This is a genomic window from Streptomyces sp. CHD11, assembly GCF_018638295.1.
GTDB lineage: Bacteria > Actinomycetota > Actinomycetes > Streptomycetales > Streptomycetaceae > Streptomyces.
In genome coordinates this window covers 168,185-191,829 of the sequence record NZ_JABTTS010000001.1, presented here as the reverse complement: position 1 = coordinate 191,829, position 23,645 = coordinate 168,185, and the positions used below count along the sequence as shown (strand labels likewise).

Sequence of the window (23,645 nt, the reverse complement as noted above, 5' to 3'; positions counted from 1 at the left end):
ACGAAGAAGATGCCCTCCACCCCGTACACCTGGATCACCACGCCCATCACCGCCGCCCTGGTCCGCGGCGCGCTCGACCTGGAGCCCACCCCGCGGGGACTGCTGCCGCACCGCCTGCCGGCCTGGGCCCGCGCCCAGAACACCGACGGGCAGCTCGCCATGGCCGAATCCCAGCCGTCCGGCGTACGACTGGCCTTCCGCACCCGCGCGACCGCCGTCGAGCTGGACACCCTGCCCACCAAGCGCATCTACGTGGGCGCCCCGCCCCGCCCGCCCGGCCACTACGACCTGCTCGTCGACGGACGCCCGGCCGGCCGGGCCACCGCGGCCGGCGGCAACACCCTGACCGTCGACGTGGGCACCGGGACCGCCGAGCACGGCACCGGCCCCGCCGCCACCCTCCGTTTCACCGGCCTGTCCGGGGACGACAAGCACGTCGAGATCTGGCTGCCGCACAACGAGACCACCGAACTCCTCGCCCTGCGCACCGACGCACCCGTGGAACCCGCGGACACCTCCGGTCGCCGGACCTGGCTGCACTACGGCAGCTCCATCAGTCACGGCTCCGACGCGGCGAGCCCCACCACCACCTGGCCGGCACTCGCCGCGGCCCACGGCGGCGTGGAACTGATCAACCTCGGACTGGCAGGCAGCGCCCTGCTCGACCCGTTCGTCGCGCGCACCATGCGCGACACACCCGCCGACCTGATCAGCGTCAAGATCGGCATCAACGTGGTCAACGCCGACCTGATGCGGCTGCGCGCCTTCGCCCCCGCCGTCCACGGCTTCCTCGACACGATCCGTGAGGGCCACCCCACCGCGCCGCTGCTGGTCGTCTCGCCGGTCCTGTGCCCCGTCCACGAGGACACGCCGGGCCCCACCGCCTTCGACTTCACCCGCCTCGGCGAGGGGCAGCTGCTCTTCACCGCCACAGGCGACCCCGCGGAGCGGGCGGAGGGGAAGCTGACACTCAACGTCATCCGCGAGGAACTCGAGCGCGTCGTGACGCGCCGCGCGGCGGACGACCCGAACCTGTACCACCTCGACGGCCGCGAGCTCTACGGTGAGGCCGACCACGCGGAACTGCCGCTGCCGGACCGCATCCACCCCGACGCGGCCACCCACCGCCGCATCGGCGAACGCTTCGCCGCCCACGCCTTCGCGCCCCGAGGCGGCCCGTTCGCCGAGGCCGCGGTCTGACCCGCCCGCAGTACCCGTGGTCTCGGCCGGTGTCCGTACGCCGTGGACGGGGTCCGCCCCCGTGCACGGTGCGCCTTCGCCCGCCGCGCGGGACCTCGCGGTCCGTGGGCGGACCCGCTCCGGTGCCGTGGCGGGGTCAGGACACACCGGCTGCCGGGGTGCTTCCCCCGCGCGCACGCACGTTCAGCCCGGCGCAGGTTTTCTGACGTCACATCAGCTTTTGCGCGAAGCCTGGACAGGCGTCGGGCGGCGTGTTGTCATTCCGCTGCACGGCAGATTTCCAACGTTGGAAGGAACCTCACTCCGAGCCGTGGCCGTGCCCGCTTCGTCCTGGCCCCCTGCCCCCTGCGCGAGGAAAGGTTCGATGACAAGACAACACAGCCGCCCGACGTCCCGATGGTGGGCTCTGCTGACCGTGACGGCTCTGGCCCTGTCCACCGGCGCCCTGGCACCCGCGGCGACAGCCGCGGCGCCGGCGGCCGGCGACTCCGTCCGCGCGGCCGCCGAGGCCGACGTCCGGGTGCACGGCCTCAAGGGCGAGTACTTCAGCATGTCGGCGCCGGGCGCCCGGGACTTCGCCGAGCTCGGCGGCACCCAGCTCGAGCCGCAGATCAACTTCGCCGGCCTGACCGGCACGTTCGAGGAGCTCACCGGGCGGACGGAGCACACCACCGCCCGGTGGACCGGCCAGATCGAGGTGCCGAAGACCGACGACTACACCTTCTACGCGATCGGTGACAACGGCTTCCGCCTCTTCATCGACGGCGAGCCGGTCATCGACCACTGGGAGCCCGACTGGGACCGGGAGCAGACCAGCGCCGCGGTCAAGCTGACCGCCGGCAAGAAGTACGACTTCCGCATGGAGATGTTCCAGGATCTCGGCGGGTCGAACATGTACCTGCGCTGGTCGACGCCGACGCTCGCCAAGGAACTCGTGCCGATGACGGCGTTCACCCCGCCCGCCGACTTCGAGGTCTACCCGGTCGAACTGACCGTGGGCCAGGACGGACGCAGGCTGCGCGCTCGCTTCGACGGCCGGGTGAGCGACCTCGCCGGGGTGGCGGAACACCTCAAGGTCGAGGCCGACACCACCGCCATGCCGATCAAGTCGGTGAGGACCGTCCCCGGTGACCGCACCTCCCTCCAGGTCACCCTCTCGGAGGCCGTCCAGAAGGCCCAGACGGTCCGCTTCGTCTACGACGGCGAGGGCGGCCTCAAGGCCGGCGGCGAGACCGTGCCCCGCGTCGCCCGCTACGCCGAGAACGTCTCCACCCACCGCATCACCACGCCGTGGGGCGACAAGGTCGACAGGAGGAATCCGCTGCCGGAGTACCCGCGCCCGCAGCAGGTCCGCTCGCAGTGGAAGAACCTCAACGGGACCTGGCAGTTCAGCGCGGCCGAGGCGGGCCAGCAGCCCGTCTTCGGAAAGAACCTGAACGAGAAGATCACCGTGCCGTTCCCCGTCGAGTCCCAGCTCTCCGGGATCGAGCGGCACGAGGACCACATGTTCTACCGCAGGCTCGTGGACGTGCCGGAGAACTGGAGAGTCGGCAAGGGCGGCAAGGAGCGGCTGAAGCTCCATTTCGGCGCCGTCGACTACCAGGCCCGCGTCTGGGTCAACGGCAAGAAGGTCGCCGACCACACCGGCGGTTACAACGCGTTCAGCGCCGACATCACCGACGCGCTCAAGCGCAAGGGCCGGCAGGAGATCGTCGTCGCGGTCACCGACACCGGCGGCGCCGACCAGCCGCTGGGCAAGCAGTCCACCAGCCCCAGCGGCATCTGGTACACCCAGTCCTCCGGCATCTGGCAGACCGTGTGGATGGAGCCGGTCGCCGAAACGGCCATCGACAACGTCGTCACCACGCCCGACATCGACACCAAGACCCTCGCGGTGACCGTCGAGTCCGCCGGCGCCTCCAAGAAGGCGCGCGTCGAGGCCGTGGCCCGCGACCACCGCGGCAAGGTCGTCGGAAAGGTGACCGGCCCGGCCAACAGCAAACTGCGCCTGCCGGTGGCGAAGCAGCACCTGTGGAGCCCGGACGACCCCTACCTGTACGACCTCGACGTCAAGCTGACGGACGGCAGGTCGACCGACAAGGTCGGCAGCTACTTCGGCATGCGGAAGATCGGCATCGAGGACGTGGGCGGTTACAAGAAGCTCGTCCTCAACGGCAAGCCCGTCTTCTCCCTCGCCACGCTGGACCAGGGCTTCTGGCCCGACGGCCTCTACACCGCGCCCAGCGACGACGCCCTGGCGTTCGACCTGAAGGCGCACAAGCAGCTCGGCTTCAACGCCGTCCGCAAGCACATCAAGGTGGAGTCGCCGCGCTGGTTCTACCACGCGGACCGGCTCGGCCTGCTGGTCTGGCAGGACTTCGTCTCCGGCGACATCACCAACGAGACCGGCCAGAAGGCCTTCATCGACCAGGGCCGGGAGATGATGCGCCAGCACCACAACTCGCCCTCCGTCATCGGCTGGATCGTCTTCAACGAGGGCTGGGGGGAGTGGAACCGCGAGGAGACCGGCGAGCTCACCGACGCCGTCAAGGCAGCCGACCCCTCCCGCGTCGTCAGCGCCCACAGCGGTGTCAACTGCTGTAATTCCAAGGGTGACTCGGGCAAGGGCGACATCATCGACCACCACGACTACAACAATGAGGACCCGCCCTTCCCGGACCACCGCGCGGCCATGGACGGTGAGCACGGCGGCTTCACCCTGCGCACCCCCGGGCACATGTGGCCCGGCCCGCCCACCGTCATCTACAGCGGCGTCGACAGCAAGGAGGCGCTGACCCGCAAGTACGTGGAGAACACGGAGGAGTTCTACCTCGAGCAGGCCCGCGAGGAACTCTCCGGATCCGTGTACACGCAGATCACCGACCTGGAGAACGAGCTCAACGGCCTCTACACCTACGACCGCCGGGAGATCAAGGTCGACCCGGTCAAGGTCCGCGAGGTCAACCGCAAGGTCATCGCGGCCGGCGCCGCGGCAGGCCAGCGCGAGCAGCTCAGGGGCGGCGGCCACTGGTCCCTCGACGAGGGCTCCGGCACCACCGCGAAGGACGACGGGCCGAACACCAGGGCGCTGACCCTGTCCGAGGGCACCGCCTGGGCCGACGGCGTCAGCGGGAGCGCGCTGGAGTTCGACGGGCGCGGCCAGTACGCCGAGACCGGCAAGCCGGTACTCGACACCACCGGCAGCTACACGGTCTCCGCCTGGGTCACCCTGGACGCGCTGCCGGACAACTACGCCACCGCCCTCAGCCAGGACGGGCGGCACCAGGCGAGTCCGTTCTACCTCCAGTACGGACAGGGCGCCTTCGCCTTCAGCACGCCCGGCGGACAGCGGGCGCGGCTGGAGACCGTGCCCGAACTCGGCCGCTGGTACCACCTGGTCGGCGTGCGGGACGGCGCCACCGGTCAGATCACGCTGTACGTCGACGGCAGGAAGGCGGCGACCGTCAGCAGCGGTCCGAACTACGTCGGCTCCGGGCCCCTCGCGGTCGGCCGCGCCAAGTGGAACGGTGACAACACCGACTTCTGGAACGGCTCCGTGGACGAGGTGCACGCGTACGACAAGGTGCTCACCGACGACGAGGTGAGCGCTCTGTACCAGGCGGAGAAGCCGTAGCCGCCAGGGACACCACGCACGAGGGGGCGGGCGCCCGATGGCGCCCGCCCCTTGGCGCGTTCCGCGGTCAGGCCGCGGGACCCACCGCCACGTTGTCGAACGTGGCCGCCGTGTCGAACACCCGCACCCCGTTCGCCCCCGTGGGGAACGTGGCGTCCGTGACGGAGATCCTCGGTGTCCGCATGTCGTCGACGTACACCTTGAGGGAGGAGCCGACGGCCGTCACCCGCAGCCTGTGGGTCGAGCCGGGGTCGATCCGCAGGGGCACGGTCCGCAGCGGGGTCCACCCGTTGTCGACCCTGCCGAGCACCACCTTGCCGTCCGCGCCGATGCCCGCGTAGTAGCCGCGGTAGCTGTCGGTGCCGACCGCGGGCGCGGTCACCCGGAACGTGAGGCCGGCGTCACCGCCGCGCGCGGACACGGTGACGTCCGCCTCCTGCGTCAGGTCCCCGAAGTTCGTGTCCAGCAGCGCTTTGCCGCCGGCGGAGCTGCCCGCCCGGTAGGCACCCCCGGACGCGGTCCAGGTGCCGCCGTAGGTCTTCCAGCCCAGCGCGTTGCCGTCGGCGAAGTTGTCCCGCACCTTCATCTGGATCCGCCGGATCGTGCCGTCCGAGTTGAAGTACATCCGGTCGTAAGCGAGTTGGCGGTGGTTGCCGTCGGTCTCGCCGAGCGGGCGCCGGTGGTAGAGGATGTACCAGATGTCCGTGCCGGGCACGTTGACGACCGAGTTGTGGCCGGATCCCTTGGCGACCGCCGGGTCCTGGGCGAGCACCTTGTCGAGCTTGGTGAACGGGCCCGTCGGGGAGTCCGCGACGGCGTACGACACGGAGTAGTCCGGGCCGGTCCAGCCACCCTCGGACCACATCAGGTAGTACCTGCCGCCCCGCTTGAACATCTGCGGGCCCTCGACGTAGTCGGCGGGCGTGATCTCCTTGTAGGTGCTCCCGTCGGCGAACGTGCCGAGGCTCGTCATGTCCGGGTTGAGCCTGACGACGTTCGCGTGCCCCCAGCCGCCGTAGTACATGTACGCCTGGCCGTCGTCGTCGATGAACACGTCCTGGTCGATGGGCTGGGCGCCGTTGTGGAACCGCGATATCAGCGGCCGTCCGATCGCGTCCTTGTAGGGTCCCTCCGGCCGGTCGGACACCGCCACGCCGATGCCGCCGAGCTCCGCGTCGCTCTGGATGTCGTTGGCCGCGAAGTACAGGTAGTACCTGCCGTTGCGCTCGATCGGCGCGGGCGCCCACACCGCGTACTCGGCCCAGCTGACGTCCTCGGTGGTCAGGGCGTCGCTGTGCTTGGTCCAGTGCACGAGGTCGGGGGAGGAGAAGGCGTCGAGCCTGGTCTGCTCCCGGTAGACCTTCGAGGTGGTGGGAAACACCCAGTAGGTGTCGTCGTAGATCGCCACGTCGGGGTCGGCGTACCAGCCGTCGACGAACGGGTTGCCGGACTCGGCGGTGGTGTACTCGGGCACCGCGGCGGCGGGCGGCGCGGTGACGGCCGCGATCATGCCGGCGGCGAGGAGGGCGGTGCAGGACCGGGCGACCAGCCCGGTGGTTCGGGCACTCATGCTTGGCTCCCTCGGAGGTGGGGGACACGGGCGCGGTGACGGCCACCGGGCCGCCACCGCGCGTGCGGGGACGTGACGGGACATCAGGGGGTCCAGGGGGCCTCCACGGCCCAGGTGCTGTCCTCGGTGAACAGGGCAGGGGTGTCGTGGGCGCGCGTCCCGCCCGGGACGGCCAGCCACAGCTCGGCGTCGTAGTGCCGCAGGTACTGCCCGGGGAAGTTGTACGCGGACAGCCGGACCCCGCCGTTCGCTCCCTGGACCGGGCAGAACGTGGCGTCCGCGCGGAACAGGTCGCCGCTCCCGGACTCCTTGTACACGCGGGAGTCGCGGTGCCGCAGGTACTCGCCCGGGTAGTTGCGCGACTCGAAGGAGTAGCAGGAGGTGTCGGCCAGGCCGGGCACGATCCGCCAGGTGGCGTCGGCCTTCAGCAGTCCGTCACTGCCGCTGGTGACGACCTCGGTGAAAGCGGCGCCGTCCTGGTGCCGTGCGTAGCGGTCGGTGTACCCCGGCGTCGTCACGCGCAGGGACCTGAACTGGTCGACGGGCAGGGTCACCGGGGCGGACGGCGAGCGGGAGGCGTCGATCAGGGCGCGGTTGGCCGCCCGGACCCGGGACTCGTCCACCTTGACCACCTGACGGTCGTAGGTGAGCAGGCCGTTGGCCTCGTTCTCCACGTCGGTGATCTCGGTGTAGACGGCGGCGGACAGGCCCCGGGGCAGGCGCACCTGGCGGATGCCGTCCAGGAGCCCGATGAAGCGGTCGTTCAGGTGGGCGAGGTCCGGCTGGTCCTCGTAGCTGAAGCCGCCGCCCGGGTACCACTCGTGGCCGGCCACCTTGAAGCCCAGCCCGCCGTACTCGCCGAGCACCGCGGCCCGGGTGCTGCTGGGCTCCGTGGTGCCGGGGCCCACGTAGACGTGGTGGTCGACGACGTCACCGTTGCCGCCGTCCACGGCGCCGCAGCAGTTGACCCCGCTCATGTTGTTCACCAGCCGGGACGGGTCGTACGCCTTCACCTCGTCGGCGATACGCGCCTGGTCGTACTGGCCCCAGCCCTCGTTCTGGTTGACCCACATGATCAGTGAGGGGGAGCTGCGGTGCTGGTCGATGACGCGGTCGTACTCGGCCTCCCACTGGGTGCGCGCCGCGGCGTCCGGGGTGCGCTCCATGGACGGCATGTCCTGCCACACCAGCAGACCGAGCCGGTCGGCCCAGTAGAACCAGCGCTGCGGTTCCACCTTGATGTGCTTGCGCACCATGTTGAAGCCCATGTCCTTGTGCTTCTGGAGGTCGAACCGCAGGGCCGCGTCGGTCGGCGCGGTGTAGATGCCGTCCGGCCAGTAGCCCTGGTCCAGGGTGCCCGTCTGGAAGACGAACCGCCCGTTGAGGACGGGGCGCAGGACGCCGTCCACCCGGGCCAGTCCGACGGTGCGCATGCCGGTGTAGCTGCCCACGGAGTCGACCGTCGCGGCACCGGAGAGCAGGTCCGCCCTGACGTCGTAGAGGAACGGGTCGTCGGGCGTCCACCGGCGGGCGTTCGGCACCGGGACGGTGAACTCGGTGCCGGCCGGCCCGGTGGCCGTGCCGACCGTGGAGCCGCCGGAGGAGACGGTCACGCGGGCCTGGTGCCCGCCCGTCCCGGTGCTCCGCACGGTGACCTTGAGCCGGTTGTTCGTGAGGTCGGGCACCATGTCGAGCCGGGTGATGCGGTCCGCCGGCGTGGGCTCCAGCCACACCGTCTGCCAGATGCCGGAGGCGGCCGTGTAGAAGATGCCGCCACCCGGATGGGGCGTCACGTCGTTGAGCCGCTGCTTGCCGACCGCCTGGGTGCCGTTCTGGGTGGGGTCCCACACGGAGACGACGATCGTGTTGGTGCCGCTGTCCAGCAGACCGGTGATGTCGTGGGAGAAGGCGTCGAAGCCGCCGTCGTGGGTGGCTCCGGCCTGCCGGTCGTTGACCCACACGGTGGTGCGCCAGTCACTGGCGCCGAAGTGCAGCTGGACGCGCCGGCCGTTCCAGCCCGGCGGGACGGTGAAGGTGCGCTTGTACCAGAGCTTGTCGTTCTGGGTGATGCGGCGCTGGATGCCGGAGAGCGCCGACTCGGCGACGAACGGCACCCGGATCTGCTCCGGGAACGAGGCGGGCCGGCCGGCGTTCGCCGAGGTGACGGCGAAGTCCCAGATGCCGTTGAGGTTCGCCCAGTCCGGGCGGGTGAGCTGCGGCCGCGGATACTCCGGCAGCGGGTTGTCGACGGAGACCTGACCGGTCCAGGGTGTGGTCATCGGCGCGGGCTTGGGGGCCCAGGCCCGGGGCGCCGCGGTCGCGGTGCCGGAACCGGTGAGGGCCGCGCCGGCCAGCACGGCCAGCACGGCCGACAGCGCGGTGAGCCACCAGGACCGGCGTCTGGACCGGGGGAGGCGGGCAGGTGGGGCGATTACTCGACGCATCGTCACTCCTTGGTGAGCGGGGGGTGGGAGCCGTGCGCGTGCGAGAGGCGGCCGGTGCACGTCGGAGCGTGGCCGGCCGCCTGGTACCGGACGCGGCGGGGCGGGGTCCTTCGGCGGGCCCGCCCCACCGCGTCCGCGGTCCTACATCAGTTGCCGCCGCCGGCCGAGCCAGGTCTGGGCGACGACCACGACGGCCAGGAAGGCACCGCTGACGACCTGCTGGTAGGAGGAGTCGAGGGAGCCGATCTGGTTGATGACGTTCTGGATCACCTTGAGCAGCAGCACCCCGACCAGCGCGCCGCTGACGTAGCCGAGTCCGCCGGTGAGCAGGGTGCCCCCGATGACGACGGCGGCGATGGCCTCCAGCTCCATGCCGTTGCCGAGAATGGTCACCCCCGAGGCGAGCCAGGCCGCGTTGAGCGCGCCCGCCAGTCCGGCCGTCACTCCGGACAGGGTGTAGACGAGGATCTTCGTACGGGCCACCGGGGCACCCATCAGCGCCGCCGCGTCCTCGTTGCCGCCGACCGCGTACACATGCTGCCCGAAACGGGTACGGCGCAGCAGGACGGCCCCGGCGACGAACAGCGCCAGCGTGATCCACACGGGGTTGCCCAGGCCCAGGGTGCTGCCCTGGCCGAGTTCGGCGAGGAAGGAACCCTTGCCGATCAGATAGGTGTCGGCGCCCTCGTCGGTGAGCGCCAGCATCAGACCGCGCGCTCCCAGCATGGCCGCCAGGGTCACGATGAAGGGCGCCAGCCGGGAACGGGCCACCAGCAGGCCGTTGACCACACCGACCGCCCCGCACACCACCAGGGGCAGCAGCAGGGCCACCAGGGTGCCGTGCCGGGACCCCCAGGCCGCCAGGACACCGCCGAGCGCGAACAGCGAACCGACCGACAGGTCGATGCCGCCGGTGATGATCACGAAGGTCATGCCGAGCGCGACGATGGCCAGGAAGGCCGAACTCGTCGCCATGTTGCTGACGTTGTCACCGGTGGCGAAGGAGTCGAAGCTGAACGACGCCACCAGCGAGACGACCAGCAGCACCGCCAGCGCGCCGTGCTGCTGGACCAGCGCGCTCACCCGCTCGGAGCGGGTGGAGCCCACCGGTTCCCCGGCCGGGGCCGGCCGCTCCTCACGCGTCGCGGTCACCGGGGCGTCCGTCTTCGTGGCGGTCATCGCTTCCCCCGTCCCCGTGCCGCGTAGACCGCGCACACGATCACTATGGCCTGCGCGATCTGGGTCCAGGAGGGCGGCAGATCGTGCTTGATGAGGGTGGCGGTGAGCAACTGGATGAGGACGGCTCCCGCCACCGTGCCGGCGATGTTCACCCGGCCACCGGTCAGCGGCGTTCCGCCGACCACGACGGCGGTGATGGCGGACAGCTCCATCAGATTGCCCAGCGAGGTCGGGTCGCTGGCCTGCAGCCGCGCCGTGGCCAGTACGCCCGCCACGGCGGCCAGCAGCGCGCAGACGACGTACACCACGATCAGCACCCGGCGCACCGGCAGTCCGGCGAGCTGCGCCGCGGGCCGGCTGTCACCGATCGCCAGGAGCTGCCGGCCGAACGTGGTGCGGCGGACGACGAAGGACACCAGCAGCGCCAGCACGGCTGCGATCAGGATCAGATAGGGGATGCCCAGCACGGCCCCGGAGCCCAGCGAAGACAGCGCGGGGTTGCGCAGGTCCTCCAGCTGCGGCAGCAGCACCAGGGCGAGGCCCCGGCCGCCGACCATGAGCGCCAGTGTCGCCACGATCGGCTGCACCCCGACGAACGCCACCAGCGCTCCGTTGGCGAGCCCGATACCGGCGGCGAACACCGCCACCACGAGCAGCGCGGGCAGCAGCCCGTAGCCGAGGTACAGGGCCGTCACGGAGGCAGCCAGCGCCATCACGGCACCGACCGAGAGGTCGACGCCCTCGGTGCCGATGACCAGGGCCATGCCCAGCGCGACGATGATGACGGGGGCGACCTGCACGGCCTGGGTGCGGAAGTTCTCCGTCGACAGGAAGTGCGGGGTGATGAGGATGTTGACGGCCATCAGCAGTGCCACGCCGGCGTAGACGCCGTAGGTCTGCAGCCATGGCAGGACGCGGGACCTGTCCAGGGGGACGGTCTTGAGGGCGGCTTCAGCCATCGGTGGCCGCCTCCTCCACCACGTCCCCGTCCGGGGAGTGCCCGGCGATGGTCCGCATCAGCTTGTCCTCGGTGACCTCGTCGCCGGTCAGCTCGCCGACGACGGCACCGTCCTTCAGTACGACCACGCGGTCGGACCCTTCGATCAGTTCCTCCAGGTCGGAGGAGATGAGCAGCACGCCCAGGCCGTCGGCGGCCAGTTCGTCCACCAGCTTCTGCACCTCGGCCTTGGCTCCGACATCGATGCCCCGGGTGGGCTCGTCCAGCAGAAGCACCTTCGGGTTCATCGCCAGCCAGCGGGCGAGCAGCACCTTCTGCTGGTTGCCGCCGGACAGTTCGCCGACCTTCTGGTTCGGCGAGGACGCCTTGATGCGCAGCCGGTCGATGAAGGTGTCCACGATGCTGTCGACGCGTGCCTCGGAGACCAGGCCGAAGCGGGAGAGCCGGGGCAGCGCGGCGAGGGAGATGTTCTCCCGGACCGACAGACCCGGCACGATGCCCTCACTCTTGCGGTCCTCCGGCAGCAGACTGATACCCGCCCGGATGGCCGCGGGGGTGGAACCGGCGCGCAGCGGCACCCCGGCCACCGTCACCCTGCCCGAACTCGTGCCCAGCGCACCGGAGATGGCCTTGGCGGTCTCGGTGCGTCCGGAACCGAGCAGGCCGCCCAGTCCGACGACCTCGCCGGGACGGATGCTCACGGAGACGCCGTGCAACTGGTGCGCGACCCTCAAGTCCCGTGCCTCGAGGACGGGTTCGGTGTCAGTGGCGTGGTGGTCGCCGGTGAACTTCGTCAGGCCCTCCTTGCGGACCTCGCCCAGTTCCCTGCCGAGCATGGTGGACACCAGGGAGAGCCGGTCGAGTTCGGCGAGGCGGCCGTGATGCACACGACGGCCGTCGCGCAACACGGTGACCGTGTCACACACCGCGTACAGTTCGTCGAGACGGTGACTGACGTAGATGACGGCGATCCCCTCGTCGCGCAGCCGGCGGATGACCGAGAACAGCGTCTCGACCTCCCGCGGCTCCAGGGAGGATGTCGGCTCGTCCATGATGACGATCCGCACCTCGCTCGCGACGGCGCGGGCCAGGGCCACCATCTGCTGCGCGCCCACACCCAGACTGCGCAGCGGCCTGCGGACGTCCACCCGCACCCCGTGGGCGCCGAGGGCCTGTTCCGCCTCGTGGTGCATACGGGCGAAGTCCAGCAGCCCGAAGCGGTTGCGCGGCTCGCGGCCCAGGAAGAGATTGCGGGCCACGCTCAGCAGCGGGATGAGGTTGACCTCCTGGTAGATGGTCGAGATCCCGGCCTTCTGGGCCTCCAGCGGGGTGCCGAAGGAGACCGTGCGGCCCTGGAAAACGATGTCACCGGCGTCGGGCCTGTGGACCCCGGTGAGCAGTTTGATGAGCGTCGACTTGCCGGCGCCGTTCTCGCCGATCAGCGCGTGCACCTCACCGGCGTGCAGGGTCAGGTCCACGCCGTCCAGGGCCCGGACGCCGGGGAAGGTCTTGCTCAGTCCGCGGACGGCGAGGACTTCGGCGGGGGGAGCCACCTGTGCCTCCAGGAAGAAAAAGGGGTGACGGACGGACAGGGGCCCGGGATCCCCGGGCCCCGCGGCGGGATCAGTAGGCCTTGCCGAGGTCCTTCTCGGCGTTGTCGGCGCTGTAGGCGCTGTCCTGGATAACGATGTCCTGGGGGACTTCCTTGCCCTGGGTGAAGGTGTCGAGCGTCTGGAACGCCAGCGGTCCGAACCTCGGGTTGGACTCGATCACACCGCTGATCCAGCCGTCGACGACGCCCTGCACGGCGTTGCGCGTGCCGTCGACCGTGACGATCTTTATGTCACCGGCCTTCTTCCCGGCGCCCTTGAGCGCGGCCACCGCGCCGAGGCCCATCTCGTCGTTCTCCGCGTAGATGCCCTTGATGCCGGGCTTGGACTGGATGAGCTGCTCGGTGACCTGCTGGCCCTTCTCCCGGGTGAAGTCACCGGTCTGCTCGAAGACGACCTTCAGACCGGGGGCCTTCTCGGCGACGCGCTCCTTGAAGCCCTGGGTGCGCTCGGTGGTGACGTTGTTCCCGGCCGAGCCCAGCAGGATGGCGACCTCGCCCTTGCCGCCGGTGGCCTCGATCATCTGGTCGGCGGCACGCCGGCCCTGCTCGACGAAGTCCGAGGCGATGAAGGAGACGTAGTCCTTGCAGGCCGTGGCGTTGATCTTGCGGTCGATGGTGACGATCGGCACCTTCTTCGCGGCGGCGGCCTGCAGCACCGGGTCCCAGCCGTCGGAGTTCAGCGGGGCGATCACCAGCAGGTCGGCGCCCTTGGCGAGCAGGTCCTGCACGTCGCTGATCTGCTTGGAGAACTGCGACTGGGCGTTGGCCGTCAGCAGCTTGACGCCCCTTTTCCCGGCCTCGTCCTTGATGGACTGCGTCTCGGCGATGCGGAAGGGGTTGGCCTCCTTCTCCGACTGGGAGAAGCCGACCGTGGCGTCCTTCAGGTCGATCTTCTCGCCGCCGTAGGCGTCGATGGTGCAGGTCTCGCTGCCCGGCTTCGGCGTGACGACCTTCTGACCGGCGTCGTCGGCGGCCGCCGGGGACTTCTTGCTGTCGGTCGCGTCGTCCTCCGACTTGGCGCAGGACGTGGCGGTCAGGGCCACGGCGGCGGCCAAGGCGACGACCACGGGGCGGGCGAGAAGGAGAGAACGGTGAGTGGTGCGCTGCATGGTGACCCCGATCCGGGTGACGCTGAAAAGGGAACTGAGGAGCCGAAGGACGCGCGGATGTGGAACTGCTCCCCCTGTGCACGACGGCGTCCGGTGCGCCGCAAGGAGGTTTTACATCGTTGGAAGGATGCTGTAAACCCCTTGCGCGCAAGGTGGGAGAGGGGAGGGGGCGGCCTGGTGGGTCGTGGCCCGTGTGTCGCGGCTGAGGTCGGCGGAGGGGAAGCGCTTGCTCGGGCGGGCGGACGTGCTGTTGGAGCCGTAGTCGATGAAGTGCCCTGACGGCACGGGAGGTTCGGAGGAGGGAGGGCGGGCGTCCTGCCCGTGTCCGGGCCCGTGTCCGTGTCCGGGCCCGGACACGGACACGGGCCCGGCGGATGCTGCGCGGATGGCGTCGTTGGGGGTGAGCTGCGGGGGTGTTCGGGATGTTCTTCGCCCCCGCCGCCCCTTCCCGTCCCTCGCGCTCCGCCCCGGACCCCGTTCGCGCAGTTCCCCGCGCCCCTGAAGGTGTGCTGGGGCTCGCACCCTTGTGCGATTCTTGGTGGCTCTCCAAGGCGGCCGGTGCTCTCGCTCGTCTCCCTGGAGCAACCCCTCCGCAGTGAATCCCACGGTCGCGCTACACGCAGCGACGCGCGCCCTCCGCCCTTCACGGAGCAGACGGTCACCGGGGGCGGAGGCAGCACACGTCCGGGAACGTCCGTCAGGTGGTCCCCCGGCCCGCGCTCGGGGGGCGGCCCAGCGTGCTCTCCCGTTCCACCAGCTGGTAGTCCGCCCAGATGCGGCGGGGCTCAGGCGCCCGGTCGCCCAGCCGGGCGAGCACCGATTCCACCGCGAGCCGGCCGATGGCCGCCTTGTCCGGGGACACGGAGGTGAGCGTGACCGCACCGAAGCGTCCCTCGATCACATCGTCGAAGCCCACGACGGCGAGGTCCTCCGGCACCCTCAGGCCCCGCTCGTGCAACACCCGCATCGCCCCGATCGCCATCGGGTCGTTGTAGGCGAACACCGCGTCGGGCCGCCGGCCGCTGTCCAGGATGTGGTTCATGGCCAGCGCCCCGTCGGCGTGCCCCCAGCCGTCGGTGGCCGCGACGAGCGCCTCGTCGGCGGGCAGGCCCGCGGCCGTCAGTTCCTCACGCCAGCCCTGTACGCGCAGTTGGGCGGGCTCGCTCCGCCGGCGCCGGGCCCCGATGAACGCCACCTCCCGCCGTCCCAGGCCGAGCAGATGCCGGACGGCGGCGCGGGCCGCGGCGACGTTGTCGATCGCGATGTGGTCGTAGGGCAGGTCGTAGTGCCGTTCGCCGAGCAGGACCAGCGGGACGTCCTCGGACCGGTCGCGCAGGTCCTCGGTATCCAGCTCGATGGGGCTGAGGATCAGCCCGTCGATGACCCGGGCCCGGAAACCCTGGCTCACCAGCAGTTCCTGGTCGCGCGATCCACCGGTGTGGTCGAGCAGCACGGTGTAGTCGTGCTGGGAAGCGGCGTCGATGACCGAGGCGGCCAGTTCGGCGAAGTAGGGGTTGCCCAGCTCGGGCAGGGCGAGCGCGATGATGCCCGTGCGCCCTTTGCGCAGGTGCCTGGCGGTGAGGTTGGGCTGGTAGCCGAGCGTGTCGATGGACCGCTGGACACGCTCGCGCATGGCCGGGGTGACGTGCTGGTAGTTGTTCACCACGTTGGAGACGGTCTTGATGGAGACCCCCGCGTGCGCGGCGACGTCCTTGAGGCTGACCCGCACGACAATCCCTTCGTGAGCGGCCCGACTCGGTTGGCCGGTGCGGAGCAACTGCCGTCACCATGAGTCGTGCGCCGGGCCGCTGGGCTCAAGTTTTACAACGTTATACACGCCGTTCCGTAGCAGTGACAAGGCTATCGAAGCTGCCGTTCGGAGTACCTGTCGCCGTGTTCCCTCGCCCGATCGGACCACCGTGTGGTTCACCGCGGTCTCACCGCGCCCCGGTGGCCCTCGCGCCGTGCCGGACGGTTCGGCGGTCGGTTCAGTGGTCGGTTCAGTGGTCGGTCCAGTGGCTCCGGAATGAAGAACGCCCCGGGGCCGCGTGTGTGGTGCGGTCCCGGGGCGAACCGGCGCGTGGGCCGGCCTCAGTCGCCGACCGTCACCTTGCCGTTGTCCGCCGTCGCGGCGGCTTCCTCGGCGAGACGCTCCATGCCGCTGGTCGTCTTCAGGGGCTTCTCCTTGAGGAACAGGACCGTGATCAGCGCCAGCAGCGCGCAGGGGGTCGCGACCAGGAAGAGGTCGGCGGTGGCGACGCCGTAGGCGTGCTCGACGATGCCCCGCACCGGCTCCGGCAGGGTGCTCATGTCCGGGACGCTGGACTCCGCGCCGCCCGAACCCTGACCCGGGGGGATACCGGCCGCGTCCAGGCCCTTGGTCATCTCGGATGCGACCCGGCCGGCGAGGATCGCGCCCAGCACGCTGGTGCCGATGGTGCCGCCCATGCTGCGGAAGAAGGACAGGACGGATGTCGCGGCGCCCAGCTCACTGGCCGGCACGTCGTTCTGGGCGGCCAGCACCAGGTTCTGCATCAGCATGCCGACACCGACGCCGAGCACCGCCATGTAGAGGCTGAGCAGGCCGAAGGACGTGTCCGCGTCGATGGTGGAGAGCAGCGCGAGACCCGCGGTCATGCTCACCCCGCCCGCCACCAGATAGCGCTTCCAGAAGCCGGTCCTGCTGATCAGCTGCCCCGCGACGGTGGACGACACCAGCAGACCGAGGATCATGGGCAGGCTCATCAGACCCGCGACGGTCGGCGACTTGCCGAGCGACACCTGGAAGTACTGGGAGAGGAAGACCGTCCCGCCGAACATGGCGACACCGACCAGGAGGCTGGCGACGGTGGTGAGCGTGACGGTGCGGTTGCGGAAGATGCCCAGCGGAATCACCGGCTCGTCGGTCCGGGCCTCGACGAACACGGCGGCGGCCAGCAAGAGCAGACCGGCACCCGTGAGCGCGGCGGTCTGCCAGGAGGCCCAGTCGAACTCGTTGCCCGCCAGCGTCACCCAGATGAGCAGGGCGCACACACCCGCCACGATGAGGAAGGCACCCAGGAAGTCGATCCTCACCTCGCGCCGGGCCACCACCGGCAGCTTCAGGGTGCGCTGGAGCAGCGCGATGGCGAGCAGCGCGAACGGGACGCCGATGAAGAAGCACCAGCGCCAGCCCAGCCAGGAGGTGTCCACCAGCACACCGCCGACGAGCGGGCCGGCCACCGTCCCGGCGGCGAACACCGCGCCGAAGATGCCGGCGTACTTGCCGAGCCTGCGGGGCGGGATGATCGCCGCCATCACGACCTGGGCGAGCGCGGTCAGTCCGCCCGCGCCGATGCCCTGCATGACACGGCTGAAGATCAGCAGCTCGACGCCGTTGGAGAAGCCCGCGAGCAGCGAGCCGATCACGAACATGCCCAGGGACAGCTGGAGCAGCAGTTTCTTGTCGAACAGGTCGGACAGCTTGCCCCACAGCGGGACGGTCGCCGTCATGGCCAGCAGTTCCGAGGTGACGACCCAGGTGTACGAGGACTGGCTGGCCTCCAGGTCGGCGATGATCGTGGGCAGTGCGTTGGCCACCACGGTCCCCGCCAGGATCGCCACGAACATGCCGGCCATGAGACCGGACATGGCTTGGAGTATCTGCCGGTTGGACATGGGGGCCGGTGGTGCCGCGTCGGGCGCCAGTGTTGCGGTCACGAGAACTCTCTCAGCGGTCGGTGGTGAAAGCGTGGTCGTGCCCCCGTGAGGGAGCAGGAGAAAAAGAGGGAGGGGAGGGCGGGCCCCGGCGTCGGCGGGCTGTGCCTACCGGGCCGGTGCCGGCAGCCCGGCCGCGAGGAGGGCGAACACCTCGCGGAAGACGTCGGCGAAGGCGATGTCGTCCTGCCGGTCGCACCAGTGCTGCACGCTCACCCGCACCGCCGTACCGGCCACGGCCGCGAGCAGCCGGGGATACAGGCCGATCGCCCCGTGCCTGTCGCCGGCGCCGGCACCCGCCTCGGAGGTGACGGCGGCCGGGCTCCCCGCCGGAACGGAGGCGATCCGCCGGGCGATCGCCTCGGCCAGGCCCGTCTCGTCGGCCATGTGGGCGCCGAGGCTGCGCACGAGGAGGTGAGGTGCCGTACGCAGGACCTCGGCGTGCAGATTCCACAGTTCGTGCTGCCGTTCGGCCTCCGAGAGCTCCGCGGCGAGTGCCTCGCGCAGGGCCTCCAGGGGCGTCAGGGCCGCCGGAGCGTCGAGGAGCGACTGGCGCACCCGGGCACTCGCGTCCGCGTCGACGACGACGAAGGCGTCGTCACGTGAGTCGAAGTAGTTGAAGAAGGTGCGCACCGATACCCCGGCGGCGGCGCTGATCGCCTCGACGGTGACGTGGTCCGCCCCGTGTTCGGCGGCGAGGCGCACCGCGGACTCCGTGAGAGCCGCACGCGTCGCCCGCTTCTTGCGCTCCCGCAGTCCGCCGCGCGCGCCGTCCCTTCCTGTCATGCCGTGCATGCTATGTAAAAATGCACTCGCTGCAAAATTCTGCGCCCTTCGGGACGGTCCGTGGCGCGCCGGAGGGGGCGGTGGCCGGGTGCGGGTTAGCGTCGGCCCATGTCCGGTGATCGCCGCGGTTGGCGGGTGTGTCTGCTGGGGGGCGCCGTCTTCGCGGTGTGCATGACCGGCACCACGCTGCCGACTCCGCTCTACCCCCTCTACCAGGAGAAGTTCGACTTCTCGGAGCTGACCGTCACCGTCGTGTACGCCGTGTACGCCTTCGCGGTCATCGGAGTGCTGCTGCTCGCGGGTAACGCCTCGGACGCCGTGGGCAGGCGTCCGGTGCTGCTGTGGGGCCTCGGCTGCGCGGCCGCGAGCGGAGTCTGCTTCCTGTGTGCCACAGGCCTGGGATGGCTGTACGCCGGACGGCTGCTGTCGGGTCTGTCCGCCGGCCTGTTCACCGGGGCCGCCACGGCGTACGTCATGGAGTCGGCACCGCCGGGCGCCGGCACCCGGGCCACGTTGGTCGCCACGGCCGTCAACATGGGCGGGCTCGGCTGCGGTCCGCTGCTCGCCGGCCTGCTCGCGCAGTACGCGGCCTGGCCGCTGTATCTGCCGTTCGCCGTGCACCTCGCCCTGGTGGCCTGTTCGGTCGCGGTGTTGCTGCGGCTGCCCGAGACGGTGGGACGCCGGCGGCCGCTCGGCACCGTACGTCCGCAACGGCCCGGCGTCCCCTCGCAGGTGCGCCCGGTCTTCGGCGCGGCGGCGGCCGCCTCGTTCGTGGGCTTCGCTCTGTTCGGTGTGTTCACCTCCGTCAGTCCGGCCTTCCTGGCGCAGTCCCTCGACGTGACGGACCGCGCGGTCGGCGGAACGGTCGTGGCGCTGGCCTTCTTCACCTCGACCGGCGGTCAGCTGGCCGTGGGCCGGGTCGGTGTGCGGCGGTCGCTGCCACTGGGGTGCGCCGGGCTCCTCGCCGGGCTGGCGCTGCTCGCGGGCGCACTCCACTGGGAGCTGTTGACGCTGGTGGTGCTGAGCGCGGTCGTCGGGGGATTCGGCCAGGGACTGGCCTTCCGCGGGGCGCTGTCCGCGGTGGGCGGGGCGTCCCCGGCGGACCGGCGTGCGGCGGTGATCTCGTCGCTGTTCGTGGTGGCGTACGCGGGGATCTCGGTGCCGGTCATCGGGGTGGGCCTGCTGTCGCGGCCGATGGGTCTGGAAGGCGCCGGGTTCGTTTTCATCGCCTGCATGGGAGCCTTGGTGGTGAGCGCGGCCGGCTATCTGCTGCGGCACCCGGTGGCGACGGATGCGTGACCGGTCGAGAGGCGGTCGCGGGATGCGGGAGCCCTCTCGCGTGACCCTGTCCGGCGCCCTGTGATCAGTCCCGTAGATGTCAGAACTGCAACTTTCTGGGTGGAGGGCAGGCGGTATGAGCAACACGGAGACACGGCCCCCGGAGCTGACGTGCGGAGGCGAGGCCGAGGCGGCGCGCCCGGCCGATGCCGAGGTTCTCATCGCGCGTGACGTGCCGCTCGGCGGCCCGCGCGCGATGAGGGTGCGGCGCACCCTGCCTCAGCGGGCCCGGTCCCTCATCGGTGCCTGGTGCTTCGCCGACCACTACGGTCCCGACGACGTCACCGTGCGGGGCGGGATGGATGTCGCCCCCCATCCGCATACCGGTCTGCAGACGGTGAGCTGGCTGTTCAGCGGGGAGATCGAGCACCGTGACAGCCTGGGCAGCCACGCTCATGTCCGGCCGGGCGAGCTCAACCTGATGACCGGCGGTCACGGCATCAGCCACTCGGAGGTGTCGACGCCCGGCACCACGCTCCTGCACGGGGTCCAGTTGTGGGTGGCGCTGCCGGATGAACACCGTTTTGCGGAACGGGACTTCCAGCACTACGTACCGGAACCGCTCCCGCTGGACGGTGGCGAGGCACGCGTCTTCCTGGGTTCGCTCGCGGGCGATACCTCACCCGTGCGCACCTTCACTCCTCTGCTGGGCGCGGAGCTGTCCGTGGCCCCCGGAGCCGAGACGGTCCTCGCCGTCGATCCGGCCTTCGAGCACGGCGTCCTCGTCGACGCGGGCGACATCCTCGCCGGGGGAACGGCAGTACGGCCGGCCGAACTGGGCTACCTCGCTCCCGGCCGCACCAGCCTCACCCTCACCAACCGGGGGAGTGAACCGGCGCGGCTGGTGCTGCTGGGCGGGCCGCCGTTCGGCGAGGAGATCGTCATGTGGTGGAACTTCATCGGCCGGTCGCACGACGACATCGTCCAGGCGCGCGAGGACTGGATGACGGGGACCCGTTTCGGTGAGGTGCAGGGGTACGACGGGGCTCCGCTGCCCGCGCCCGAGCTGCCGAACGCACCCTTGAAGCCGCGAGGCAGGGCGCGCTGAGGCAGCGCAACCCGGATGCCGGGCCGCGGGGTTTCACGCCGAGGGCGGCCGCTGTCGTGCCTGGTTCCGGAACTGCGCGGGCGATGAACCGGCCACCCGGCGGAACGCGGTGCTGAACGCGCTCTCGGACAGGTGGCCGGTGGACCGTGCCGGCTCGGAGACCGACGCGGTGCCGCGGGCCAGGGCGTCGCGTGCGAGGCTCGTGCGCCAGGAGAAGTGACGCACGCCATAGCGACCGGGCTGTCCGATCGGTCAGAACTGACCGATCGGACAGTTACGGTGGGGGAATGGCACGCTCCGCCTCCGCCATGCGCGGGCAGATCCTCAAGTCGGCACTGCGGCTGTTCTCCGTGCACGGCTTCCGTGGCACCTCATTGCAGGACATCGCCTCGGACGTGGGCTGCTCGAAGGCGTCGCTCCTCTACCACTTCGCCGGCAAGGAGAAGATCCTCACCGAGCTGCTGACCCCGACTCAGGACGCCCTCGCCGAGCTGCTCGGCCGCGTGGCCGGGCTGACGGGCGGTCGGCTGGTGGAGGAGACCGTCGTCGGCTACGTCGATGTGACGCTGCGGTTCCGCCGCGAGATCCGGCTCCTCTTCGAGGACATCACCGAGATGTCCTGTCACCAGGACCTCAACGTCATGGAGTTGGCGGACGGCCTGCTGGACGCGCTGGCCGGCCGCTCGCAGCGGGCGCCGGCCCGGGTGGCGGCGTGGATGGTGCTCGGCGCCGTCTTCATCACCAGTGCCGCCGACGGCGAGGTGGCGCCCGACGAGGTGCTGCGCGCCGAGATGATCCGCAGCGCGCTGCGGACGCTTGACCACACTCCCAGTTGACCCCTCACGGAAAGACCCCTCCTCCATGGCGACCTTGCTCTACCGGCTCGGGCGGTTCTCCTTCCGCAGAAGAGGCCGAATAGCCGCGGTCTGGCTGCTCCTGCTGACCCTCCTGGGTGTCGGAGCCGCCACCCTGATGAGCCCGACCAGCGACAAGTTCTCCATGCCGGGCACCGAGTCGCAGCGGGCGCTGGACGATCTCGACCGGCAGTTCCCCCAGGCCGGCGGAGCCACCGGCACCATCGTCGTCGTCGCGCCCGAGGGCGCCGAACTGGCCCCCGCGGCCGTCGCGCCCCTGGTGAAGGAAGCCTCCGGGCTCGACGGAGTCACCGCCGCCATGGACCCGTTCCGGACCGGCGCCGTCTCCCCGGACGGCCGCTACGCACTGATCCAGGTGCAGTTCGACAAGGCCGCCGACGAGGTCACCGACGAACAGAAGTCGGCCTACGAGGCGGTCGGTGCCGACACCGAGGGCCTGCGGGTCGCACACGGCGGCGAGGTCATGGGCGGAGAGGTGGAGATCGGCTCCACCGAGGCGCTCGGAGTCCTGGTCGCCGCCGTGGTCCTGGTCATCACCTTCGGTTCGCTGGTCGCCGCCGGCATGACCCTGCTGAACGCGCTGATCGGCGTCGCGGTCGGCATGGCCGGCCTGTTCTCCCTCACCAGCGTCATCGAACTCACCTCCACCGCCCCCATCCTGGCGCTGATGCTGGGCCTGGCCGTCGGCATCGACTACTCGCTCTTCATCACCTCCCGCTACCGCCAGTACCTCGCCGAGGGCCACCAGCCCGAGGAGGCCGCCGGCCGTGCGACCGGCACCGCCGGCTCCGCCGTCGTCTTCGCCGGCGCCACCGTCGTCATCGCCCTGGCCGGTCTCTCCGTCGTCGGCATCCCCTTCCTGGGCGTGATGGGCCTGGCCGCGGCGGGCACCGTCGCCGTCGCCGTACTGGTCGCCCTCACCCTGCTGCCGGCCTTCCTCTCCTTCGCCGGCAGGAGGATCCTGCCGCGCAAACAGCGCCGGGCCGACGGGGACGGCGACGGTCGGAGCACCGGCGCCGAAGGCTTCGGCTTCACCTGGGGCCGGCTGGTGACCAGGCTGCGGGTCCCGCTCCTCGTCGTCGGGATCCTCGGGCTGGGCGCACTCACCCTCCCCGCCCAGGACATGCGCATAGCCCTGCCCGACGCGGGCACCGCCGCCGAGGGTTCCCCCGCACGCGAGGCGTACGACCTGACGTCCGAGGGCTTCGGCGAGGGCTTCAACGGCCGTCTGGTCGCCGTGGTCAACGGCGCGGACGCACCGGCCACCGGGACGGCCGTGGAGAAGGCCACCGCCCTCATCAAGGACACCGACGGCGTCCTCACCGTGGCTCCGCCGCAGCTGAACGAGCAGGGCACCACCGCCCTGCTGGCCATCATCCCCGAGGCCGGTCCGACGGCCGTCGCCACCGAGGACGCCGTCCACGACATCCGCGACCGTGTCGCGGACATCGAGGGAGCCGACATCGCCCTCACCGGCGCGACCGCCCTGGGCATCGACGTGTCGGAGAAGCTCGCCGACGCCCTGCCGGTGTACCTGCTCCTCGTGGTGGGCCTGTCCATCCTGCTGCTCATGCTGGTGTTCCGGTCGTTCCTGGTGCCGCTGAAGGCGGCCCTGGGCTTCCTGCTCACCGTGGGCGCGACCTTCGGCGTCACCGTCGCCATCTTCCAGGAGGGCCACCTCGCCGGCCTGGTCGGCATCGACACGCCCGGCCCGCTGGTGAGCTTCCTGCCGATCCTGCTCATCGGCATCCTGTTCGGCCTCGCCATGGACTACGAGGTCTTCCTCGTCTCCCGCATGCGCGAGGACTTCGTCCACGGGGCCGACCCGCAGGCGGCCACGGTCAGCGGCATGGGCCACAACGCCCGCGTCGTCACGGCCGCCGCACTCATCATGACGTCGGTGTTCGGAGGCTTCGTCCTGATGGACGACCCGATCATCAAGTCCATCGGATTCGCCCTCGCCGTCGGCGTGGTCATCGACGCCTTCGTCGTCCGTATGACGCTGGTCCCGGCCGTGATGTCGCTGCTCGGCCGTGCCGCGTGGTGGCTGCCCAGGTCCGTGGACAGGGCTTTGCCGGACCTCGACATCGAGGGCGAGAAGCTGAACGCGCAGCCGGTCCCGGACACGCGCGACAAGACCCCCGTCAAGGTCTGACCGGCGCACCGGCCGCGGACGGGAGCACCTGGGGGACGGGA

At 70.8% G+C, this 23,645-nt stretch carries 16 protein-coding genes; 6 read left to right on the top strand and 10 right to left on the bottom strand.

Features of this window, described 5'->3' with window-relative positions:
• Positions 1 to 9: 9 nt before the first annotated feature.
• Both HTV45_RS00765 and HTV45_RS00760 read left to right on the top strand, forming a co-directional pair.
• A complete protein-coding gene (locus tag HTV45_RS00765) occupies positions 10 to 1,200 on the top strand; it encodes a GDSL-type esterase/lipase family protein (protein ID WP_215203574.1) in 1,191 nt (396 codons plus the stop codon).
• Between the two features lie 364 nt (positions 1,201 to 1,564).
• Complete coding sequence (locus HTV45_RS00760) at positions 1,565 to 4,834, top strand: LamG-like jellyroll fold domain-containing protein (RefSeq protein WP_215203573.1); 3,270 nt, start codon at positions 1,565 to 1,567, stop codon at positions 4,832 to 4,834.
• 67 nt (positions 4,835 to 4,901) lie between these two features.
• On the opposite strand, the gene HTV45_RS00755 is transcribed toward HTV45_RS00760, so the two are convergent.
• The 9 genes from HTV45_RS00755 to HTV45_RS00715 all read right to left on the bottom strand — a co-directional run bounded on the left by HTV45_RS00755 (position 4,902) and on the right by HTV45_RS00715 (position 18,197).
• A complete protein-coding gene (locus HTV45_RS00755) occupies positions 4,902 to 6,404 on the bottom strand; it encodes a family 43 glycosylhydrolase (RefSeq protein ID WP_215203572.1) in 1,503 nt (500 codons plus the stop codon).
• 83 nt (positions 6,405 to 6,487) lie between these two features.
• Positions 6,488 to 8,848: an AbfB domain-containing protein gene (locus HTV45_RS00750; protein ID WP_215203571.1), complete on the bottom strand. Its 2,361-nt coding sequence runs from the start codon at positions 8,846 to 8,848 to the stop codon at positions 6,488 to 6,490.
• Positions 8,849 to 8,989: 141 nt separating this feature from the next.
• Positions 8,990 to 10,027 (bottom strand): ABC transporter permease, encoded by a 1,038-nt coding sequence (locus tag HTV45_RS00745; protein WP_215203570.1) that lies wholly within the window; start codon positions 10,025 to 10,027, stop codon positions 8,990 to 8,992.
• Positions 10,024 to 10,986, bottom strand: a complete 963-nt coding sequence (locus HTV45_RS00740) for an ABC transporter permease (RefSeq protein WP_215203569.1) — start codon at positions 10,984 to 10,986, stop codon at positions 10,024 to 10,026. The genes HTV45_RS00745 and HTV45_RS00740 overlap by 4 nt, the downstream gene beginning before the upstream one ends.
• On the bottom strand, positions 10,979 to 12,538 hold the full coding sequence (locus HTV45_RS00735) for a sugar ABC transporter ATP-binding protein (protein ID WP_215203568.1): 1,560 nt from the start codon (positions 12,536 to 12,538) through the stop codon (positions 10,979 to 10,981). The genes HTV45_RS00740 and HTV45_RS00735 overlap by 8 nt, the downstream gene beginning before the upstream one ends.
• Positions 12,539 to 12,608: 70 nt before the next feature.
• The gene (locus HTV45_RS00730) at positions 12,609 to 13,706 is read right to left on the bottom strand and encodes an ABC transporter substrate-binding protein (protein ID WP_215203567.1); all 1,098 of its coding nucleotides are present in this window, start codon (positions 13,704 to 13,706) and stop codon (positions 12,609 to 12,611) included.
• Between the two features lie 697 nt (positions 13,707 to 14,403).
• A complete protein-coding gene (locus tag HTV45_RS00725) occupies positions 14,404 to 15,435 on the bottom strand; it encodes a LacI family DNA-binding transcriptional regulator (protein WP_215203566.1) in 1,032 nt (343 codons plus the stop codon).
• 362 nt (positions 15,436 to 15,797) lie between these two features.
• Entirely contained in the window at positions 15,798 to 17,363 is a 1,566-nt protein-coding gene (locus HTV45_RS00720) for an MDR family MFS transporter (protein WP_215203755.1), read from the bottom strand.
• A gap of 147 nt (positions 17,364 to 17,510) precedes the next feature.
• Positions 17,511 to 18,197 (bottom strand): TetR/AcrR family transcriptional regulator, encoded by a 687-nt coding sequence (locus HTV45_RS00715; protein WP_215203565.1) that lies wholly within the window; start codon positions 18,195 to 18,197, stop codon positions 17,511 to 17,513.
• 99 nt (positions 18,198 to 18,296) lie between these two features.
• On the opposite strand from HTV45_RS00715, the gene HTV45_RS00710 reads away from it, so the two are divergent.
• Both HTV45_RS00710 and HTV45_RS00705 read left to right on the top strand, forming a co-directional pair.
• Positions 18,297 to 19,487, top strand: a complete 1,191-nt coding sequence (locus HTV45_RS00710) for an MFS transporter (RefSeq protein ID WP_215203564.1) — start codon at positions 18,297 to 18,299, stop codon at positions 19,485 to 19,487.
• 115 nt (positions 19,488 to 19,602) lie between these two features.
• A complete protein-coding gene (locus HTV45_RS00705; protein WP_215203563.1) occupies positions 19,603 to 20,574 on the top strand; it encodes a pirin family protein in 972 nt (323 codons plus the stop codon).
• A 33-nt stretch (positions 20,575 to 20,607) separates the two neighbouring features.
• On the opposite strand, the gene HTV45_RS35140 is transcribed toward HTV45_RS00705, so the two are convergent.
• Positions 20,608 to 20,799 carry a helix-turn-helix domain-containing protein gene (locus HTV45_RS35140; protein WP_368860762.1) on the bottom strand — a complete coding sequence of 64 codons (192 nt, stop codon included), beginning with the start codon at positions 20,797 to 20,799 and terminating at the stop codon, positions 20,608 to 20,610.
• 62 nt (positions 20,800 to 20,861) lie between these two features.
• Between HTV45_RS35140 and HTV45_RS00695 the strand changes: the two genes are divergently transcribed.
• Positions 20,862 to 21,410, top strand: coding sequence for a TetR/AcrR family transcriptional regulator (locus HTV45_RS00695; RefSeq protein ID WP_215203562.1), 549 nt, complete (start codon positions 20,862 to 20,864; stop codon positions 21,408 to 21,410).
• 25 nt (positions 21,411 to 21,435) lie between these two features.
• Positions 21,436 to 23,604, top strand: coding sequence for an MMPL family transporter (locus HTV45_RS00690; RefSeq protein WP_215203561.1), 2,169 nt, complete (start codon positions 21,436 to 21,438; stop codon positions 23,602 to 23,604).
• The last annotated feature ends 41 nt before the right edge of the window (positions 23,605 to 23,645 follow it).

Bases quoted from the DNA above. Each gene is read 5' to 3' on its own strand.
- HTV45_RS00765 (WP_215203574.1), top strand. From the start codon at position 10: ATGCCCTCCACCCCGTACACCTGGATCACCACGCCCATCACCGCCGCC.
- HTV45_RS00760 (WP_215203573.1), top strand. From the start codon at position 1,565: ATGACAAGACAACACAGCCGCCCGACGTCCCGATGGTGGGCTCTGCTG.
- HTV45_RS00755 (WP_215203572.1), bottom strand. From the start codon at position 6,404: ATGAGTGCCCGAACCACCGGGCTGGTCGCCCGGTCCTGCACCGCCCTC.
- HTV45_RS00750 (WP_215203571.1), bottom strand. From the start codon at position 8,848: ATGCGTCGAGTAATCGCCCCACCTGCCCGCCTCCCCCGGTCCAGACGC.
- HTV45_RS00745 (WP_215203570.1), bottom strand. From the start codon at position 10,027: ATGACCGCCACGAAGACGGACGCCCCGGTGACCGCGACGCGTGAGGAG.
- HTV45_RS00740 (WP_215203569.1), bottom strand. From the start codon at position 10,986: ATGGCTGAAGCCGCCCTCAAGACCGTCCCCCTGGACAGGTCCCGCGTC.
- HTV45_RS00730 (WP_215203567.1), bottom strand. From the start codon at position 13,706: ATGCAGCGCACCACTCACCGTTCTCTCCTTCTCGCCCGCCCCGTGGTC.
- HTV45_RS00720 (WP_215203755.1), bottom strand. From the start codon at position 17,363: ATGTCCAACCGGCAGATACTCCAAGCCATGTCCGGTCTCATGGCCGGC.
- HTV45_RS00715 (WP_215203565.1), bottom strand. From the start codon at position 18,197: ATGCACGGCATGACAGGAAGGGACGGCGCGCGCGGCGGACTGCGGGAG.
- HTV45_RS00710 (WP_215203564.1), top strand. From the start codon at position 18,297: ATGTCCGGTGATCGCCGCGGTTGGCGGGTGTGTCTGCTGGGGGGCGCC.
- HTV45_RS00705 (WP_215203563.1), top strand. From the start codon at position 19,603: ATGAGCAACACGGAGACACGGCCCCCGGAGCTGACGTGCGGAGGCGAG.
- HTV45_RS00695 (WP_215203562.1), top strand. From the start codon at position 20,862: ATGGCACGCTCCGCCTCCGCCATGCGCGGGCAGATCCTCAAGTCGGCA.
- HTV45_RS00690 (WP_215203561.1), top strand. From the start codon at position 21,436: ATGGCGACCTTGCTCTACCGGCTCGGGCGGTTCTCCTTCCGCAGAAGA.